The organism is Acidovorax sp. DMC1 (assembly GCF_056314325.1).
In genome coordinates, this window is record NZ_JBQUYO010000003.1 from 184,497 (window position 1) to 197,959 (window position 13,463).

Below are 13,463 nucleotides of genomic sequence, written 5' to 3' on the forward strand. Positions count from 1 at the left end.
GCGGGGCCTCATGTCCCCAAGGCAAATCGGTGCGGGCCATGCCCCCGGCACGGTCGTGAGATTCATGGCAGGATGGCCGCCGTTGTCAGCACCCCACCCCTTTTGAGGAGATTGATTGCCATGAGCCTTGCCGTCCAGATCCGCCAGCACGGTGGTCCCGAAGAACTCCACATCGTTGACGTCCCCGTGGGCGAGCCCGGCCCCGGCGAAGTCCGCATCCGCCACCACGCCGTCGGCCTGAACTTCATTGACGTTTACCACCGCACGGGCCTGTACCCGCTGAACATGCCCGCCACCATCGGCATGGAAGGTGCCGGTGTGATTGAGGCCGTGGGCGAGGGCGTCACGCACCTCAAGGTGGGCGACCGCGCCGCTTATGCCAGCAACCCGCCCGGCGCCTACTGCGAAGTGCGCGTGATGCCCGCCAAATGCGTGTGCAAGCTGCCCGACGCGATCAGCTTCGAGACCGGCGCGGCCATGATGCTCAAGGGCCTGACGGCGCAATACCTGCTCAAGAAAACCCGGCCCGTGGAAGGCCTCCAGCCCGGTGACCATGTCCTGTTCCATGCCGCAGCGGGCGGTGTGGGGCTGATCGCCTGCCAGTGGGCCAAGGCGCTCGGCCTGCAGCTCATCGGCACGGCGGGGTCCGATGCCAAGTGCCAGCTGGCGCTGGCCAACGGCGCGGCGCACGCCATCAACTACAGCACCGAGGATTTCGCAGCCCGTGTGAAGGAGATCACCGGCGGCAAGGGCGTGAAGGTGGTGTACGACTCGGTGGGCAAGGACACCTGGGACAAGTCGCTCGAATGCCTGCGCCCCTTCGGCTTGATGGCCAGCTTCGGCAACGCGTCCGGCCCGGTGGCACCGTTTGCGCCGGGCAGCCTGGGTGCCAAGGGCTCGCTGTACGTCACGCGCCAGACGCTGTTCACCCACATCGCCACGCGCGAGGCCACGCAAGCCATGGCGGACGACCTGTTTGCCGTGGTGGCCAGCGGGCAGGTCAAGATCCACATCGACCAGCGCTACCCGCTGGCCGACGTGCAGCAGGCCCACCGGGACCTGGAAGCGCGCAAGACCACCGGCTGCACCATCCTCACGCTGTGAGCGCGGCTGCACAGGCGCCCACGTTCGACCAGTGGCTGGCAGGGGCACGCCAGGCGGCGCAGCAGCCCCCGGCCCTGCCGCGCCAGCCGCTGGTGGTGGCGGGGCAGGTGGTGGGCTCGGTGGCGCCGGGTTTTTTTAAACAAATCAGCCTCCAGCGCTTGATGGATAAGCGTTACCAGCTATCAGAAGCAGAGCATTCTCAGGGCCTTGCATGGCATCTGCAGGCACCGCCCACCGACGCCACCGATGCCCTCAACACCCTGGCCGCCGCGCTGCGCGATGCGGGCCTGTGTGGCCCGTGGCGCGACGAGCAGCTGGCGGTGACCAACCCGGCCGGCGAGGTCATCGGCACCGTGGAGCGCGGGGCCGTGCGCGTGCTGGGCGTGGCTACCCGTGCCGTGCATCTGGTGGGCCTGGCGCCCGACGGGCGCATGTGGGTGCAAAAGCGCTCCCTGACCAAACCCAACAACCCCGGGCTGTGGGACACGCTGATGGGCGGCATGGTCTCGGCGGCCGACTCGCTGCCACAGGCCCTGGCCCGCGAAACCTGGGAAGAGGCCGGTTTGCGGGTCGAGGCATTGGCGGACGTGGCCCACGGTGGCCAGGTGCTGTTCAGCCGCCCCAGCCGCGAGGGCGGGGGTGCGGGCTTCATGATCGAGCGCATCGATTGGTTCCGCGCACAGGTGCCCCAGGGCATGGAGCCCGACAACCAGGACGGTGAGGTCGAGCGTTTTGACCTGCTGCCTCTGGAGGTGGTCCGCGAGCGGGTCGCCCAAGGGGCGTTCACGCTGGAAGCCGGGCTGGTGATTGCGGGGTTTCTGGGGGTGTAGTTGCCCGTGCAGCGTGAGGGCTGCCGCTGTGGCTGGCGCTGGATGGCAGGCAGCCCAGGCCCTGCAAGGCGGCCTGCACTGCCTCGTCCAGCGGGGTGTGGGGCTCCTCGCCCAGCACCGTCCGCAGCCGGTCGTTGGCCATGCGCACGGGCTGCTGCCACAGGTAGCGCATCTCGCGCATCTCCCGCAAGGTGGTTACGAACGGCGAGGCCAGCGTGACCAGCCACCAGGGAAACGCCCGCACGCGCGGCGCTTGGCCGCCCTGCGCCACCACTGCACGGCCAATGGCGGCCGCCATCTGCGTGCCATCAGCATCCCAATGCCCAGCCAGGTGAAAGCGGGCCAACGCGGGCAGCTCGGCGCGCCGCTCCAGCAGCAGCACCATGGCGCGCGCCACGTCCGGCAAGTACGACCACTGGTGCCCGATGCCGGGCGCGCCTGGCTGCTTTACCGTGGCCACCGGTCGGCCCGGCTGGATGAGGCCCTGCGCAAACCAGCTGTTGCCCGCTTGCGGTCCGAAGAAATCGCCCGCGCGCACGATGATCACGCGGCATGTCTCCTCCAGCGGGTGCGGCACGGTGGCTTGCTGCAGGCGGCGCTCCAGTTCCACCCGCAGGGCGCCTTTGCGCGTGCGGGGGTGCTGGGGGGCGTCTTCGTGCAGCACCGGGAAGGCGTCCGGCCCGTAGTTGTAGACGGTGCCTGGCAACACCACCGTGGCGCCGTGCGCTCGGGCCGCTGCAATCGTGTTGTCGATCATCGGCAGCACCAGTTCGCTCCAGCGCCGGTAGCCGGGCGGGTTGACCGCGTGCACGATCACCTGGCAGCCCGTGGAAGCAGCCATCACATCGGCGCGGATCATCGCGTCGCCCCGAACCCAGGTGAACCCGTCGCGCTGCTCTCTGGCCTGCGCTGCATTGCGGTGCATTGCCACCACCTCCCACCCCCGGTCACGCAGCTGGCGCGCCACCTCGCCGCCAATGCCGCCGGTGGCGCCCAGAACCAGTACCTTGGGGCGGCTGCCGATGGGGTTGTGGGGGTTGTTGTTCATCGCGATGCTCCTTCAAAAACTATGGATGGAGGCAGTGTCTGCGCTCCAGCGATTCAATGGAATTGCTGAAAATGAGTGGGTGGCTATACATTTATGTATGGATCAACCGAATCGCCATGACATTGGCTGGGAGCTGTACCGCTCGTACCTCGGCGTGCTGCGGGAGGGCTCCCTGTCGGGCGCTGCGCGGGCGCTGGGCGTGACACAGCCCACCGTGGGCCGCCACATTGCTGCGCTGGAGCAGGCCCTGGGGCTGGTGCTCTTCACCCGGTCGCAGCAGGGCCTGTTGCCCACCGAGGCCGCGCTGGCCCTGCGCAGCTACGCCGAAGCCATGGGCCACTCTGCGGCGGCCCTGGTCCGCGCGGCGGACAGCCAGGGCGACGGCGTGCGCGGCACGGTGCGCGTGAGCGCCAGCGAGGTGATGGGGGTCGAGGTGCTGCCGCCCCTTCTTGCGCAGTTGCAGGCCGAGCACCCCGCATTGACGGTGGAGCTGGTGCTGAGCAACCGCGTGCACGACCTGCTGCAGCGCGAGGCCGACATCGCCATCCGCATGACCGAACCCCGGCAGGACGCGCTCATCGCCCGCCGCGTGGGCACCATCCCGCTGGGGCTTTACGCCCATCCGAGCTACATCGCCGCCCATGGCACGCCCGCCACCCTGGCGGAGCTGGCGCACCACCGCCTGATTGGCTTCGATGCCGAAACCCCGTTTCTGCGCGCGGCGCAAAAGGCCCTGCCAGCGTGGCGGCGAGACCGGTTTGCCGTGCGCAGCGACAGCGACGTGGCGCAACTCGCCTTCATCCGCGCTGGCGCCGGCATAGGCATCTGCCAGGACGCACTGGCCCGCCGCAGCGCCCCCGCGCTGGTGCGGGTGCTGCCGCAGCAGCTCCAATACGGGCTGGAGACCTGGGTGGTGATGCACGAGGACCTGCGCACCAGCCCGCGCTGCAAGCACACGTTCGATGCGCTGGTGGTGGGGCTGGAGCGGTACCTTGTCGAAAGACTAGGCAGCGACGAATCAGCCGATTAGTCCGCTGAATCGGATGAGGGTGGAAGGCTGCGATCTATTGGGCTGCTGAAGATGCCCATGGTGGTACGTCAGAGGCTTCTTTCACCGGCCTTTGCTGCCAAGAGCCTGCACGCCATTGCGCTGCACCGCCGCCGTTTTCACCAGATCCCACGCCGCCTGCGCCACAGGCGAGAGCGCGCGGTGCTTCCGGTGCACCAGCATGATCTCCCGGTCCACGCGCGGCACCAGGGGGCGCACCGCCAGCCGTGCCAGGCCTTCGGGCGGCAAGGCCAGGGTGGGGATCACCGAGATGCCCAGGCCCGCGTCCAGCATGCGGAAGATGGTGGTGGGGTGGCCCACCTCCTGGGCCACTGTGCAGGCCACGCCGTGCTCGGCCAGGGCACGGTCGATCAGGCGGCGGCTACCGGAGTCGTGGTCCAGCAGCACCAGCGCTTCGCCCTGCAGGTCGGTCCAGCGCACCTGGCGTTTGTCCGCCAGCCGGTGGCTGGGTGGGCAGGCCAGGCAGAAGGGTTCGGTGAGGATGGTCTCGCAGTGCAGCGCTTCGCGCTCGCTGGGGTCGATGACCACGCCAAAGTCCACCTCGCCCGACAGCACGCTGGCCAGCACCGCGCTCTGGATGCGGTCCAGCAGCACCAGCTCCAGCCCGGGCAGGGTGCGCTGGCATTCCGCGATGCAGTCGGGCATGAGGTTGGCCGACAGCGTGGGGCTGCTCGCCACGCGCACGCGTCCGCGCCGCTCGGTGGCCATTTCCCGCACGTCCAGCAGTGTGTTCTCCAGCTCTTCCAGCACCCGGGGCAGGCGGGCCGACAGGCGCTGGCCCGCGTCCGTCAGCGTCACCTCGCGCGTGGTGCGGTTGAGCAGCTTCAGACCCAGCTGGGCTTCCAGCTCGGTGATGCAGCGGCTCACGGCCGGTTGGGTGAGGCCCACCGCATCGCCGGTGCGGCTGAAGTTGCGGGTGGCGGCCACCGACTGAAACACGTGCAGCTGGCGCAGGGTGATATTCATGCGCTCGAATCATAAATCAATCAGAGAAATCCATTTCTCTTTGGAATCGGGCTGCGGTCCAATGCGTGTCTTTGGGGTTTGTGTGCCCCATGTCCTTTTGCATTTTTTTGCGCTGCCGCTGCGCTGTCCCCCATGGCCCGTTCCCGCTTCCTTCCTGACAACTTCACCCTGGCCTTGCTGGGCACCGTCACCCTTGCCAGTGTGTTGCCCGCCTCGGGCGTAGCGGCCCAGGCGCTGGAGGGCGTCACAGTGGCGGCCGTGGCGCTGCTGTTCTTCCTGCACGGGGCCAAGCTCTCGCGCGACGCCATCGTGGCGGGGCTCTCGCACTGGCGACTGCACCTGGTGGTGGTGGGCACCACGTTTGTGCTGTTCCCCTTGCTGGGCTGGGCGCTGCGGCCGGTGCTGCTGCCGCTGGTCACGCCTGGGCTTTACACCGGCATCCTGTACCTGTGCGTGCTGCCAGCCACGGTGCAGTCGGCCATTGCGTTCACGGCCATGGCGCGCGGCAACATGCCGGCGGCCATCTGCAGCGCGTCGGCATCGACCCTGCTGGGCATTGTGATCACACCGCTGCTAGTGGGCCTGTTGCTGCCCGAGGCGCGGCAGCAGGCAGGCACTGCGCAGCATGACACGCTGGCCAACATCGGCCGCATCACCTTGCAGTTGCTGGTGCCCTTTGTGGCGGGCCACCTGCTGCGTCCGTGGATTGGCGGTTTTGTGCAGCGCCGTGCGGCAGCGCTCAAGCTGGTGGACCAGGGCTCCATCCTGCTGGTGGTGTTCACCGCCTTCAGCGCAGCGGTGGTCGAGGGGCTGTGGCGGCAGTTGCCAGCGTCTGCACTGCTGGGCCTGGTGGTGGTGTGCGCCGTGCTGCTGACCCTGGCGCTGGTGACCACCACCTGGGTCGCGCAGCGCATGGGGTTCTCCAAGGAGGACGAAATCACCCTGGTGTTCTGCGGCTCCAAGAAGAGCCTGGCCAGCGGTGTGCCCATGGCCAAGGTGCTGTTCGCGTCACACGCGGTGGGCGCCATCGTGCTGCCCATCATGGTGTTCCACCAGATGCAGCTGATGGTGTGTGCGGTGCTGGCGCAACGCTATGCGCGGCGCAGTGCATAGGTAACTGGGATGCTATATTTTGTATAGCTGCAGGCGCATGAAGAACATGCGTCTGCGGCCCCAAAGGCTTCAACTCTGCTCGTTGAGCGTGCGCAGGCGGCTGGGCGCCAGGGCACCGGCCGATTCCAGGATGGGGTAGGCCACCGAGCACAGCAGCGAGTTGATGCGCTTGAGTTCGCTGATCAGGTCGATGTGCAGTGAGCTGGTCTCGATGCTCTGCACCGTGTTGTCTGACAGGCGTGCCAGGTGGGTGGCCGAATAGGCGTGTTCCAGGTCGCGGAACCGGGCTTTTTCTTCCAGCAGCTTTTGTGCGTCGCGCACGCTGCCGTTCAAGAACACGCTCATTGCCAGCCGCAGGTTGTCGATCAGGCGGGCGTGCAGCTCATTGATCTCTTCCATGCCCGCCTCGGAGAACTGACGGCCCTTCTTGATCTTCTTGTCCTCGATGTCGATCAGCACGCGCTCGATGATGTCGCCGATCTGCTCCATGTTGATGGTGAAGCTGATGATGTCGGCCCAGCGGCGGCCCTCGCGCTCGTCCAGGGCCTCGCGCGAGATCTTGGTCATGTAGTACTTGATGGCCGAGTACAGGCCGTCCACCTCGTCATCGAGCTTGCGCAGGTCTTCTGCCAATTGCAGGTCGTCCGTGCGGATCACTTTGTGCAGGCCCAGCAGCATCGATTCGACCACGTCGGCCTGGTGCAGGGCTTCGCGTGCCGCGCACGAGATGGCGAGGGACGGCGTGGCCAGGGCGGAGGGGTCCAGATGCTGGGGGCGGGTGCCTGCAGCAGCCTGTGCCTTTTCCACCGGCAGCAGGCGCTGCACGGCCCGCGCCACCGTACCTGTCAGGCCAATGCAGACGATGCCCACCACGATGTTGAAGGCCAGGTGGAACAGCACCACCAGGGCGGCGGTTTCGGGCACGTAGGGCCGCACATGCTGCAGCCACAGGCCGGTGAGCGGCGTCATGATGAGCACGCCGATGATCTTGAAGAACAGGTTGCCCAGGGGCACCTGGCGTGTCTGCACGTTGGACTTCATGGTGGTCAACACGGCGAGCACGCCGCTGCCCAGGTTGGCGCCCAGCACCAGTCCCAGCGCCACATCGGCCGGAATACCGCCCGAGCCTGCCAGCGCCGCCGTGAGCAGCACGGTGGCAAGGCTGGAATACGCCACGATGGCCAGAATGGCACCGGTAAAGATCTCCAGCAGCAAATCGCTGGTGAGCGCTCCCAGCAGCGTGCGCACGGTGGGCGACTGGGTGAGCACCGTGGTCGATTCGGTGATGAGGCGCAGCGCCAGTAGCATCAGCCCCAGGCCGATCAGCACGCGGCCCACGCGGCCCACGGCGGTGTCCTTGCGCGAGATGAACAGCACCACGCCCACAAAGATGAACAGGGGCGACAGCCAAGAAAGGTCCATGGAGAACACCACGGCCATCACGCTGGTGCCCACGTCGGCGCCCAGCATCACGGCCAGCGCCGCAGGCAAGCCCACCAGGCCCTGGCCCACAAAGGACGACACGATGAGTGCGGTGGCCGTGCTGGACTGCACCACGGCCGTCACGCCAATGCCGGACAGCACGGCAGTAAACCGGCTGCTGACGCTGTGCGCAATCAGCTGGCGCAGGTTGGCGCCGAACACGCGCAGGATGCCGGTGCGCACCAGATGGGTGCCCCAGATCAGCAGCGCCACGGCTGCCAGGAGATTGAGGAGATGCTTCATGAAAACCGTTGTTTCTTCTTCTTGTGATGGGCGCAAACCCTGCAATGACCAGACCCAGAGGCCAATGCAAGAAGCGCGCGCACCGGGCTGTCATAAAACTGACACATAAGCATACTCCTGATTCCATAGCGCCGGAGCAGATGCCCATGTCGGCGCTGGGTGCGTTGCTCCGCACAAACAGCACGGCCCGCATGCAGCGGGCCGTTCAGGGGGTAAAGCCAGTGGGGCCTCAGCGCTCGCGCCGTACCCGCAGCAGCTCGTCCAGGATCAGGCAGGCCGCACCCACGGTAATGGCCGAGTCGGCCAGATTGAACGACGGGAAGTACCAGCCCGCATAGTGGAACTGCAAGAAGTCCACCACATAGCCGTGCATGAGCCGGTCCACCACGTTGCCCACTGCGCCACCCAGAATGCTGGACAGCGCAAAGCTGAACAGCTTCTGGCCCGGGTGCGCGCGCAGCTGCCACACGATGAAGATCGTGGCCGCCACGCCGATACCGGTGAACAGCCAGCGCTGCCAGCCGCCCGCGTCCGACAAGAACGAGAACGCTGCGCCGGTGTTGTGCGCGCGCACGATGTTGAAGAAGCTGGTGATGAACGTGGAGTCGCCCAGCTGGTAGTGGTTGAGGATCAGCGTCTTGGTGATCTGGTCGGCGCCCATCAGCAACACCGCCCATGCCAGCCAGGGCCACATGCCCACGCCGGTACGACCGGCTTGTGTAGAGCGCGCCATCACGCGTGTGCCCGGCTTTCGCCGTCGCCATACAGGTTGCTGGTGCAGCGGCCGCAGATGGTGGGATGGGCGGCGTCGCTGCCCACATCACTGCGGTAGTGCCAGCAGCGTTCGCATTTGGTATCAGAACTGGGTTTGACGCTGATCTGTAAAGCGCTACCAGCTACCAAATCGATAGCGGATGTGATGAACACGAATTTCAGGTCATCGCCCAGGCTGGCCAGCAGCGCATGGTCCTCGGGCGCAGCCGTCAGCGTGACCGTCGCCTGCAGCGAGGAGCCCACCTGGCCCGCAGCGCGCAGGGCCTCGATCTCCTTGTTCACCGCATCGCGAATCTCGCGGATGCGCGACCACTTGGCCAGCAGGCCCTCGTCGGCACCGGCACCCACGCCCGCCACGTTGCCGTAGGTCTCCAGGAAGATGGAGTCGGAGCTGCCGAACACCTTCCAGGCCTCTTCCGCCGTGAACGAGAGGAATGGCGCCATCCAGCGCAGCATGGCGTGCGTGATGTTGTAGAGCGCTGTCTGCGCACTGCGGCGCGCCAGGCTCTTGGGCGCCGTGGTGTACAGGCGGTCCTTGAGCACGTCCAGGTAGAAGCCGCCCAGGTCTTCAGAGCAGTACAGCTGCAGCTTGGCCACTACCGGGTGGAACTCGTAAACCTTGTAGTGGGCCAGCACCTCGGCCTGGAACTCGGACGCGCGGGTGAGTGCGTAGCGGTCGATCTCCAGCATCTGCTCGAACGGCACGGCGTCCTTGGCCGGGTCAAAGTCGCTCACGTTGGCCAACAAAAAGCGCAGCGTGTTGCGAATGCGGCGGTAGGCATCCACCACACGCGCCAGGATCTTCTCGTCGCCCGCAATGTCGCCGGAGTAGTCGCTCGCGGCCACCCACAGGCGGATGATTTCAGCGCCCAGCTTCTTGTTGATCTCTTGCGGGTCGATGCCGTTGCCCAGCGACTTGCTCATCTTGCGGCCCTGGCTGTCCACGGTAAAGCCGTGGGTCAGCAGGCCGCGGTACGGCGCACGGCCTTCCAGCGCCGAGGCCAGCAGCAGCGAGCTGTGGAACCAGCCGCGATGCTGGTCATGGCCTTCGAGGTACAGGTCGGCCTCGGGGCCCGTGTCGTGGTGCACCTCGGGGTGCGTGCCGCGCAGCACGTGGCTGAAGGTGGAGCCGGAGTCGAACCACACTTCCAGGATGTCGGTGCTCTTGGTGTAATGCGGCGCGTCTTCAGCGCCCAGGATTTCTTCGGTCGTCACACGGCTCCAGGCCTCGATGCCACCCTTTTCGACGATGTCGGCCGCCTGGTCCATGATTTCCATGGTGCGCGGGTGCAGTTCGCCCGAATCCTTGTGCAGGAAGAACGGGATGGGCACGCCCCAGCTGCGCTGGCGCGAGATGCACCAGTCGGGCCGGCCGGCGATCATGTCGTGCAGGCGGGCTTTGCCGTTCTCGGGGTAGAAGCTGGTGTGCTCGATCGCATCGAGCGCGATCTGGCGCAGCGTCTTGGCGGGCTTCATGCCTGCTTTAGTGAACACGCCTTCGCCTTCGTCCATGCGGATGAACCACTGGGCAGCCGCGCGGTAGATCACGGGCGTCTTGTGGCGCCAGCAGTGCGGGTAGCTGTGCGTGATGTCCTTGGTGGTCATCAGGCGGCCCGCGTTGCGCAGGGCCTCGATGATGACGGGCACTGCCTTCCAGATGTGCTGGCCGCCAAACAGCGGGAAGTCGGCCGCGTAGGTGCCGTTACCCTGCACGGGGTTCAGGATCTCGTCGAGCGCCATGCCATGCGCGCGGCAGGAGTTGAAGTCTTCCAGGCCATAGGCGGGCGACGAGTGCACGATACCCGTGCCGTCATCGGCCGTGGCGTAGTCGGCCAGGTACACGGGCGACAGGCGGCGGTAGCCGAAGCTGCCGTCTTCGCTGGCCACGTCGTACAGGGGGTGTTCAAACTCCAGCCCGCCCAGGTTCTTGCCCAGGGTGGTGGCCAGCACGCTGCCGGTGACGCCGTAGCGCTCTAGGCACGAGGCCACCAGCGGCTCGGCCACGAGCAGGATGCGTTCACCCGCGTCCACCAGCGCGTAGGTGATTTCGGGGTTCAGGTTCAGGGCCTGGTTGGCAGGGATGGTCCAGGCAGTAGTGGTCCAGATGACCACGAACGCGTCCTTGGTCAGTGCAGGCAGACCAAAGGCGGCCGCCAGCTTGGCCGGGTCGTGCGACTTGAAGGCCACATCCAGCGTGGTGCTCTTCTTGTCCTGGTATTCGATCTCGAACTCGGCCAGCGACGAGCCGCAGTCAAAGCACCAGTACACAGGCTTGAGGCCCCGGTACACAAAGCCACGCTCCATCACGCGCTTGAACGCGCGGATTTCGCCCGCCTCGTTGGCGGGATTCATGGTCTTGTAGGGGCTGTCCCATTCGCCCAGCACGCCCAGGCGCTTGAAGTCCACCATCTGCTGCGCGATCTGCTCGGTGGCGAACGCGCGGCTCTTGGCCTGCATGTCGTCGCGGCTCAGGTTGCGGCCGTGTTTCTTCTCGATGGCGTTTTCGATCGGCAGGCCGTGGCAGTCCCAACCGGGCACGTACAGCGCGTCAAAGCCTTCGAGCTGGCGCGCCTTGGTGATCATGTCCTTGAGGATCTTGTTGACCGCATGGCCCATGTGGATCTGGCCGTTGGCGTAGGGCGGGCCGTCGTGCAGGATGAACTTGGGCGCGCCCCGGCGAGCGTCGCGCAGGCGCTTGTAGATGCCTTTGTCTTCCCATTCCTTCACCCAGCCCGGCTCGCGCTTGGGCAGGTCGCCGCGCATGGGGAAGGGGGTGTCGGGCAGGTTCAGGGTGCTGCGGTAATCCGGGGCAGTGGAGGTGGGCGTGCTGGCGTTGTCGGACATGAGGGAGCCTTAAAACGGGGCATTCCGGGGCGGGCCCGGAGCAATGCGGGGAAACAGGGAGCGAAACGCGAGAGGTGTCGGGCCTGCAGGGCAGGCGCTGCGCAGGCAGCCCCCTAAATTCGGTCGCGCGTGGTCTGACGCCGGGTCTCGGTGTGATTGGGGGCGTGGGCCGATGCAAAGTAGGCGCGCGCATCCGCACAGTCTTTGGCAATGCCCGCTGTCAGGGCGTCCAGACCGTCGTACTTCAGCTCGTCGTGCAGTTTGTGCAGCAGTTCCACGCGCACGATTTTACCGTACGCCCCTTCGGCACCCAGTTCGGCGGGCCAGTGCAGGCAATGGGTTTCGAGCAGCACGCGACCGCCGTTGACGTCGTTCGGGTCCAGCGAGGGGCGAACGCCCAGGTTAGCCACCCCCGGCAGCGGGCCATCGGCCAGGCCATGCACCAGCACCGCAAAGATGCCGCTGGCGGCAGGCTTCCAGTGCGCAAACCGCAGGTTGAGCGTGCGAAACCCGTCACCCGCGCCCTCTGCCGTGGAGCCCAGCTCGCGCCCCAGTTTGCGGCCATGCACCACATGGCCGCTGATGGTGTAAGGCCGCCCCAGCAGGCGCGCGGCGGCCTCCATATCACCTGCGGCCAGCGCCTGGCGCACGGCGGAACTGGACACGCGCAGCCCATGCACCTCGTAGCTGTTCATGCGCGCTACGTCGAAGCCCTTGGCTTGGCCGGCCGCGTCCAGCATGGCGTAGTCGCCCGCGCGCTGGCGGCCGAAGCGGAAATCGTCACCCACCAACACATAGCGTGCGCCCAGCCCGCGCACCAGCACTTCATCGATGAAAGCGTCGGGCGACTTGGCGGCCAGCCGCGCGTCAAACGGCAGCACCACGGTCTGTTGCACACCGCAGCGGGCCAATTCGGTGAGCTTGTCGCGCAAGGTGCCGATGCGGGCTGGGGCCAGTTCCGGCTTGTTATGGGACCCGGCAAAGTAGTCGCGCGGGTGGGGCTCGAAGGTGAGCACGCAGCTTTCCACGCCCCGGTGTGCCGCCTCGCTGTTCAGCAGGGCCAGCATGGCCTGATGCCCCCGGTGCACACCATCGAAGTTGCCGATGGTCAGCGCGCAGGCATCGGCAATGCCCGGGTGGTGGAATCCGCGAAAGATCTTCATCGGTTTGTTATCTTTTTGATAGCGCCATGCGCAGGTCCATCAAGCGCAGGACGCCAATTTGTCACAAAAAGAGTATATTGTGACCCACGGCTGGCCCCGCGCAGGGCTGCCCGCGAGACATCTGCGTTCAGAATCCTTTCGGACTTGCGCAAATCGGGATGCAACAACCGCCTTTTCCTTGGGGCGGGCCACTTGCCAGAGTCCTGTTTTGCGGAAGTCATGTCCTTGTGTACTTTGTGTTCCAGGAGGCGTGTTTTGAAGGTCTTGAAGCTCTCAGCCCAGGGGCTGCCCCAATCGTGGATTTCGCTGGAACAGGCGGTGATTCATTACGCCGCCGGGGAAGTGCGCTGGGAGTCCGGTGCCCAGATTGCCCGGTTCCGGGGCGGGCACAACGCCATATCGGGTGAGCAGTCGGTGATTGCCATCAACAGCATCATCGGCACCAAGGGCGTGCCCAGCATCAACCCGTTCGAGCTCAAGCCCAGCCTGACCAACAGCAAGCTCTTTGCCCGCGACCGCAATGTGTGCGCCTACTGCGGCGGGCGTTTTCACGAAGAAGACCTCACGCGCGAACACATCGTGCCGTTCGCGCGCAACGGCCAGGACCACTGGATGAACGTGGTCACGGCCTGCCGCCCCTGCAACCACCGCAAGGGCCCGCGCACGCCGGAGCAGGCGCACATGCCGCTGCTGTACGCGCCCTATGTGCCGAGCCTGTGGGAGGACTTCATCCTGCGCAATCGGCGCATTCTGGCCGATCAGATGGAATTCCTCATGGCCCATGTCCCCAAGTCTTCACGGCTGTTGGCTTAGTTGGGGTAGTGGCC

11 protein-coding genes are annotated in these 13,463 nt (G+C 66.3%); 5 read left to right on the plus strand and 6 right to left on the minus strand.

The genetic code is table 11. The features are described 5' to 3' along the window. The first annotated feature begins 120 nt into the window (after window positions 1-120). Window positions 121-1,104: a quinone oxidoreductase family protein gene (locus ACT531_RS08175; protein WP_476017102.1), complete on the plus strand. Its 984-nt coding sequence runs from the start codon at window positions 121-123 to the stop codon at window positions 1,102-1,104. After that, a complete protein-coding gene (locus ACT531_RS08180; protein ID WP_476017103.1) occupies window positions 1,101-1,934 on the plus strand; it encodes an NUDIX hydrolase in 834 nt (277 codons plus the stop codon). Before ACT531_RS08175 ends, ACT531_RS08180 begins: the two co-directional genes overlap by 4 nt. Here ACT531_RS08180 and ACT531_RS08185 read toward each other — a convergent pair. After that, entirely contained in the window at window positions 1,888-2,982 is a 1,095-nt protein-coding gene (locus ACT531_RS08185) for an SDR family oxidoreductase (protein WP_476017104.1), read from the minus strand. The two genes, ACT531_RS08180 and ACT531_RS08185, sit on opposite strands and share 47 nt — an antisense overlap. Before the next feature lie 97 nt (window positions 2,983-3,079). Between ACT531_RS08185 and ACT531_RS08190 the strand changes: the two genes are divergently transcribed. Then, window positions 3,080-4,012, plus strand: coding sequence for a LysR family transcriptional regulator (locus ACT531_RS08190; protein WP_476017105.1), 933 nt, complete (start codon window positions 3,080-3,082; stop codon window positions 4,010-4,012). A gap of 81 nt (window positions 4,013-4,093) precedes the next feature. Here ACT531_RS08190 and ACT531_RS08195 read toward each other — a convergent pair whose 3' ends face one another. Further along, window positions 4,094-5,017, minus strand: a complete 924-nt coding sequence (locus tag ACT531_RS08195; RefSeq protein ID WP_476017106.1) for a LysR family transcriptional regulator — start codon at window positions 5,015-5,017, stop codon at window positions 4,094-4,096. A gap of 132 nt (window positions 5,018-5,149) precedes the next feature. Between ACT531_RS08195 and ACT531_RS08200 the strand changes: the two genes are divergently transcribed. Then, window positions 5,150-6,130 (plus strand): bile acid:sodium symporter family protein, encoded by a 981-nt coding sequence (locus tag ACT531_RS08200; RefSeq protein ID WP_476017107.1) that lies wholly within the window; start codon window positions 5,150-5,152, stop codon window positions 6,128-6,130. 69 nt (window positions 6,131-6,199) lie between these two features. Here the strand turns inward: ACT531_RS08200 and ACT531_RS08205 are convergent, their stop codons facing one another. From ACT531_RS08205 to ACT531_RS08220, 4 genes are all read right to left on the minus strand, one after another. Continuing rightward, complete coding sequence (locus ACT531_RS08205) at window positions 6,200-7,855, minus strand: Na/Pi cotransporter family protein (RefSeq protein ID WP_015013072.1); 1,656 nt, start codon at window positions 7,853-7,855, stop codon at window positions 6,200-6,202. A gap of 229 nt (window positions 7,856-8,084) precedes the next feature. Further along, window positions 8,085-8,588 carry a signal peptidase II gene (gene lspA / locus ACT531_RS08210; protein ID WP_110959470.1) on the minus strand — a complete coding sequence of 168 codons (504 nt, stop codon included), beginning with the start codon at window positions 8,586-8,588 and terminating at the stop codon, window positions 8,085-8,087. After that, entirely contained in the window at window positions 8,588-11,473 is a 2,886-nt protein-coding gene (gene ileS / locus ACT531_RS08215) for an isoleucine--tRNA ligase (RefSeq protein ID WP_476017108.1), read from the minus strand. The genes lspA and ileS overlap by 1 nt, the downstream gene beginning before the upstream one ends. A 113-nt stretch (window positions 11,474-11,586) precedes the next feature. Then, entirely contained in the window at window positions 11,587-12,636 is a 1,050-nt protein-coding gene (locus ACT531_RS08220) for a bifunctional riboflavin kinase/FAD synthetase (protein WP_476017109.1), read from the minus strand. A 255-nt stretch (window positions 12,637-12,891) separates the two neighbouring features. Between ACT531_RS08220 and ACT531_RS08225 the strand changes: the two genes are divergently transcribed. After that, window positions 12,892-13,449, plus strand: coding sequence for an HNH endonuclease (locus tag ACT531_RS08225; RefSeq protein ID WP_060984985.1), 558 nt, complete (start codon window positions 12,892-12,894; stop codon window positions 13,447-13,449). Window positions 13,450-13,463: the final 14 nt, after the last annotated feature.

Excerpts from the sequence above, each read along its gene's own strand:
- ACT531_RS08220 (WP_476017109.1), bottom strand. The coding sequence starts at position 12,636 with ATGAAGATCTTTCGCGGATTCCACCACCCGGGCATTGCCGATGCCTGC.
- ACT531_RS08195 (WP_476017106.1), bottom strand. The coding sequence starts at position 5,017 with ATGAATATCACCCTGCGCCAGCTGCACGTGTTTCAGTCGGTGGCCGCC.
- ACT531_RS08175 (WP_476017102.1), top strand. The coding sequence starts at position 121 with ATGAGCCTTGCCGTCCAGATCCGCCAGCACGGTGGTCCCGAAGAACTC.
- ACT531_RS08200 (WP_476017107.1), top strand. The coding sequence starts at position 5,150 with ATGGCCCGTTCCCGCTTCCTTCCTGACAACTTCACCCTGGCCTTGCTG.
- lspA (WP_110959470.1), bottom strand. The coding sequence starts at position 8,588 with ATGGCGCGCTCTACACAAGCCGGTCGTACCGGCGTGGGCATGTGGCCC.
- ACT531_RS08190 (WP_476017105.1), top strand. The coding sequence starts at position 3,080 with ATGGATCAACCGAATCGCCATGACATTGGCTGGGAGCTGTACCGCTCG.
- ileS (WP_476017108.1), bottom strand. The coding sequence starts at position 11,473 with ATGTCCGACAACGCCAGCACGCCCACCTCCACTGCCCCGGATTACCGC.
- ACT531_RS08185 (WP_476017104.1), bottom strand. The coding sequence starts at position 2,982 with ATGAACAACAACCCCCACAACCCCATCGGCAGCCGCCCCAAGGTACTG.
- ACT531_RS08205 (WP_015013072.1), bottom strand. The coding sequence starts at position 7,855 with ATGAAGCATCTCCTCAATCTCCTGGCAGCCGTGGCGCTGCTGATCTGG.